The following is a 4,441-nucleotide window of genomic DNA, read 5'->3' as shown; positions in this document are numbered from 1 at the left end:
GTCATGTGCGGGGCCCTTCGGGGGCGGGCGTTCCCGGAGGGACGCGGGGCGGGCGGCGGTCGCTCCCGAATCTAGGAAAGGCCCGTTACCCAGGGATGACACCGGGCGAACAACGCCGGTTACGTCGCCTGCACACCGACCGGGAACCTCCGGTGAGGCTTCCGGGCACCGGGCCCCCGGCGTCGCCCGGTGATCATGGGGAGAGCCCGGCAGGACATCGGCCGGTGATCACGCGGGAACTTCCCGGCCGGGGCGGCCGACTACTGGAGAGACACCGGGTGCGGACGGCCTCCCGGTGACGGAAGCGGCAGCCGGTGCGACGGGACGGCCGCCGGGATGACCGCCGCAGTACACCCACGGGGCCCCCGGCCCGGGAGGAGACCGCGAGGCATGCACTGGTACGAGGACGACGCGCTCTGGTCGGATTTCGCCGCGACGATGTTCCCACCGGCACGGGCCGAGTCCGCCGCCGCCCTGGTCGCCTCCTCCCCGCTGCTGGACTTCCCACCGGGCACGAGAGTCCTGGACCTGTGCTGCGGCCCCGGCCTCTTCGTGGTGCCGCTGGCGGGCCGCGGGTACGAGGTGACGGGCGTCGACCTGTCCCCGTCGATGCTGGAGAGGGCCCGTACCGCCTGCGACACGGCGGACGCCGCGGTCCGGCTGGAGCGCGCCGACATGCTCACGTACCGGGAGCCGGGCGCCTTCGACGTGATCCTGAACGTGTTCACGTCGTTTGGCTACTTCGACGCGGCCGAGGACAACCTCCAGGTGCTGCGCAACGCCCATGAGAGCCTCGCGCCGGGCGGGCAGCTGCTGGTGGACGTCATGGGCAAGGAGGTGCTGGCGGGCTGGATCGGGCGGCCGAAGGCGGTCGACCTGCCCGACGGCACCTACGTCGTCCAGCGCGACACCGTCCTCGACAGCTGGCGGCGCCTGCGCACGGACTGGACGCTGGTGCGCGGCACGACGGCCCGCACCGCCTCCATCACCTCCTGGCTCTACTCGGCGGCCGAGCTGCACGCCCTCTTCGAGAGCGCGGGCTTCACCGACGTGGAGTGCTTCGGCGGGTTCGACGCGTCCGGCTACGACCAGCGCTCGGACCGGCTCATCGTGCGCGGGCGGCGCACGTGAGGGCGGGGGCGGACGCCCGTCCGCGCAGCACCGCCACACCTGCCGCCACCGTGCACGACCACATCACCGACGCGGTGAAGACCCCGGACCTGATCCGGCTGACCGACGACGTCGTCCTCGCCCGCTTCGAGACGATGAAGGTGTACGCGGCGCTCGGCGCGGTCCGCTCGCTGCTGCGCCGGGGCCGGGTGGCGCCCGGACAGACCCTGGTCGACAGCTCCAGCGGCATCTACGCGCTGGCCCTCGCCATGGCCTGCCACCGCTACGGGCTGCGCTGCCACATCGTCGCCTCCACCACCGTGGACGCCACCATGCGGGCGCAGTTGGAGATCCTCGGCGCGACGGTCGACGCGATGCCGCCCTCGCAGAGCCTGCACCTGGACCAGGAACTGCGCGTACACCATGTGCGCCGGCTGCTGGCCGAGCGGCCCGACTTCCACTGGATGCGGCAGTACCACGACGGGGTCCACCACGAGGGCTACCGGGAGTTCGCGGAGCTGCTGACGGGTGCGCTTCCGGACGGTCCGCTGACGGTGGTCGGCGCGGTGGGCACGGGTGCGTCGACGGGTGGACTGGCGCGTGCGCTGCGGGAGTCGGGGCGGTCGGTGCGGCTGGTGGGCATCCAGCCGTTCGGCAGTGTGACCTTCGGGAGCGAGCGGTTCGAGGACCCGGAGGCGATCATCGCGGGTATCGGCAGCTCGATCCCGTTCGGGAACGTCCGCCACGAGCTGTACGACACCGTCCACTGGCTGGACTTCCGCCATGCGATGGCCGGGGCGGTCGGACTGCTGCGGGAGCACGCCGTGTTCGCGGGTCTTTCCACCGGGGCGGCCCATCTGACGGCCTCCTGGGAGGCGGCCCGCGATCCCGGGCGGCTGCATCTGGTGCTGGGCGCCGACACCGGACACCGTTACGCGGAGCGGGTGTTCGCTCGGCACGCCGAGGCTCTGGACCCGGCGGGGCTGCGGCCCCGGACCATCGTCTCGCCGGACGACCTGCGGCCGCCGTGGTCGGTGATGGAGTGGGCCGGGCGGGCCGCTCCGGAGGCCGCCAGGACCGCCGAGGGCTCGTGGACCTCCGAGGGCGATGCCCCTTCCCCGTCGCCCTCCCCTTCGTCCGTACCGAGCGTGGAGCTGCTGCCATGACGATCGTCGCACTGGAGTCCCTGTCCTTCGGCCTGGCGCGGATGGCGGAGGCCGCCGCGGAGGCGGGGCACCGGCTGTGTCTGCTGACCGGTGACCGGGCGGTCTACCGGCATGAGCTGGCGGTTCTGCCGCCGGACGCGCTGGACGTCGTCGATGTCGACACGTGGGACCAGGATGCCGTCCGCCGGGCGCTGGACGCCGTGCCGGACCTGGCCGGGCTGATCAACACGACGGACACCTGGAGCCTGCCGGCCGCCGAACTGGCCCGCGAACAGGGGCTCCCGGGGCCGGATCCGCAGTCCGTGACGCTGCTGCGGGACAAGCGCCGGGTCCGGGAGACGCTCCACGCGCACGGGCTGAGCCGCAGTACGGCCATAGCTGTCCCGCCGGGTCCCGAAGGCGCCGGGGAGGTGCTGGGGGCAGTGGGGCTGCCCGCGGTCCTGAAGGACTCGGCGGGCACCTCGTCCCGCCATGTGTGGGTCGTGCACGACGAGGAGACCCTGCACCGGGCACTGGCGGAGGCGTCCGAAGAGCGTCTGACGGGCGTCCTGTTCGCCGAGGCGTTCCTCGCCGGTCCGCTGTACAGCGCGGAGACCCTCAGCTGGGACGGGACCACCCGGCTGCTCGGGGTGCTGAGCCGCCAGACGTCCCGGGACGCGGTGGTACGGGAGGAGGCGGCGGCGTTCCCGGTGGCGCTGCCGGAGGCCGAACGGGCCGGGATCGAGGCGTGGGTGGGCCGGGTCCTGGCGGCGGCCGGGCATGAACGGGGTTTCGCCCATGTGGAGTTCATCCTGACGGCTGACGGGCCCGAACTGGTCGAGATCAACCGGAGGATCGGCGGCGCGCTGGTCGGCGAGGTGCTGTGCCGCACGCTGCGGACCAACGTGTACACGGCGATGACGGACGAGGCGCTGGGCCGCCGCCCGGCACTGCTGGACGCCCCGCTCGACACCGAAGGCCCCGCGTACGGCTTCGTGTTGGTGTACCCGGATCGGCCCGGGGTGCTGAAGGGCTGGCTCGGGCTCGACGAACTCGCCGCGTTTCCCGGGGCGGTGGAGTGGTTCCCGGTGCGCGAGCCCGGCGAGAGCGTGGCCCACGTCGGCGACCAGCGGGGCTGTACGGGCATGGTGCTGGCCGAGGGGCGGACGGCGGAGCTGGCCCAGCACCGGGCGTGGAGCGCGGCCGTCCGGGTCCGCCCGGTCGTCGTCGCGGACGAGCCGTGAGCCCGGGGCGGTGAGACCGCCGCGCACGGAGGCGTCCCCCGGGTCCCGCGTACGGCAGCCGTTCTCCGGTCCCCAACGGTTCCTGCTGGCGGGCTCGTTCCTGATCACGCTGGGTAGCTTCGCCGTGCTGCCCTACATGTCGGTGCTGCTGCACCAGCGGCTGGGCATCGGTCTCGGCACCGTCGGTCTCGTGCTGGCGGTGGCCTCGCTGATCCAGTTCGCCGGGGGTGTCGTCGCGGGTCCGGTGGTGGCGCGGATCGGCCTGCGGCGCGCCATGCTGCTGGCGCTGGCGCTGCGTACGGCGGGGTTCGCCGCGTTCGTTCCGGGGCTGACAAGTCCAGTGCTCGCCGTCGGGGCGCTGCTGCTGGTGTCGGCGGGCGCGGCACTGTATCTCCCGGCGAACAAGGCGTACTTGGTGCAAGGCGCGGCCGAGGCGGGCCGCCCTCGGCTGCTGTCGGCGAGCAGTTCGGCCTTCAATGCGGGGATGGCGCTCGGCCCGCCCGCCGCGGCGCCGCTCGTCATGGGCTCGCCCGGGGTGCTGTTCGCGTGCGTCACGGGGCTGTTCGCGCTGATCGGGGCCGGGCACGCGCTGCTGCCGCACGGCGTGGCGGACCGGCCGTCGGGCGGTGCCGGACCCACCGCCGCAGAGGAAGGGGACACCGGTGAACGGACCCCCGGATTCTCGCCGTTCCTGGTGACCGTACTCAGCGTGTACGCCTTCATGTTCTTCCAGCACTACCTGGCGCTGTACGCGGTCCCCCGGACGTCGGCCGCCTTCTTCGGGGCCGTCCTGACGGGGTACGCGGCCCTCCTCGTCGTCGCCCAGCCGCTGCTGGCGGAACGGGTCGCCGCGATGGGCTACCCGGCCGCGCTGCGGTGGGGGTTCGGGGCGATGGCTGCGGGGATGGCGGCGATCGGGGTCGGCGGGCACGTGGGGATCGC

Annotated in this window: 4 protein-coding genes; all 4 read left to right on the top strand. The window is 73.5% G+C overall.

What is annotated here, in order from left to right; translation table 11 throughout:
- Window positions 1-390: 390 nt before the first annotated feature.
- Window positions 391-1,131 (top strand): class I SAM-dependent methyltransferase, encoded by a 741-nt coding sequence (locus D3105_RS32590; RefSeq protein ID WP_118906437.1) that lies wholly within the window; start codon window positions 391-393, stop codon window positions 1,129-1,131.
- On the top strand, window positions 1,128-2,276 hold the full coding sequence (locus D3105_RS32585; protein ID WP_118906436.1) for a pyridoxal-phosphate dependent enzyme: 1,149 nt from the start codon (window positions 1,128-1,130) through the stop codon (window positions 2,274-2,276). Before D3105_RS32590 ends, D3105_RS32585 begins: the two co-directional genes overlap by 4 nt.
- Window positions 2,273-3,499 (top strand): ATP-grasp domain-containing protein, encoded by a 1,227-nt coding sequence (locus D3105_RS32580; protein WP_118906435.1) that lies wholly within the window; start codon window positions 2,273-2,275, stop codon window positions 3,497-3,499. The genes D3105_RS32585 and D3105_RS32580 overlap by 4 nt, the downstream gene beginning before the upstream one ends.
- A gap of 10 nt (window positions 3,500-3,509) precedes the next feature.
- Window positions 3,510-4,441 (top strand): MFS transporter (locus D3105_RS32575; RefSeq protein WP_118906434.1); only part of this gene is annotated, 932 nt, incomplete at its 3' end.

It is taken from the genome of Streptomyces globisporus, from assembly GCF_003501885.1.
Lineage (GTDB): Bacteria > Actinomycetota > Actinomycetes > Streptomycetales > Streptomycetaceae > Streptomyces > Streptomyces globisporus_D.
Note: the sequence above shows the minus strand (reverse complement) of the source record. Positions and strands in the feature narration are given on the sequence as shown.

Bases quoted from the DNA above. Each gene is read 5' to 3' on its own strand.
- D3105_RS32590 (WP_118906437.1), top strand. From the start codon at position 391: ATGCACTGGTACGAGGACGACGCGCTCTGGTCGGATTTCGCCGCGACG.
- D3105_RS32580 (WP_118906435.1), top strand. From the start codon at position 2,273: ATGACGATCGTCGCACTGGAGTCCCTGTCCTTCGGCCTGGCGCGGATG.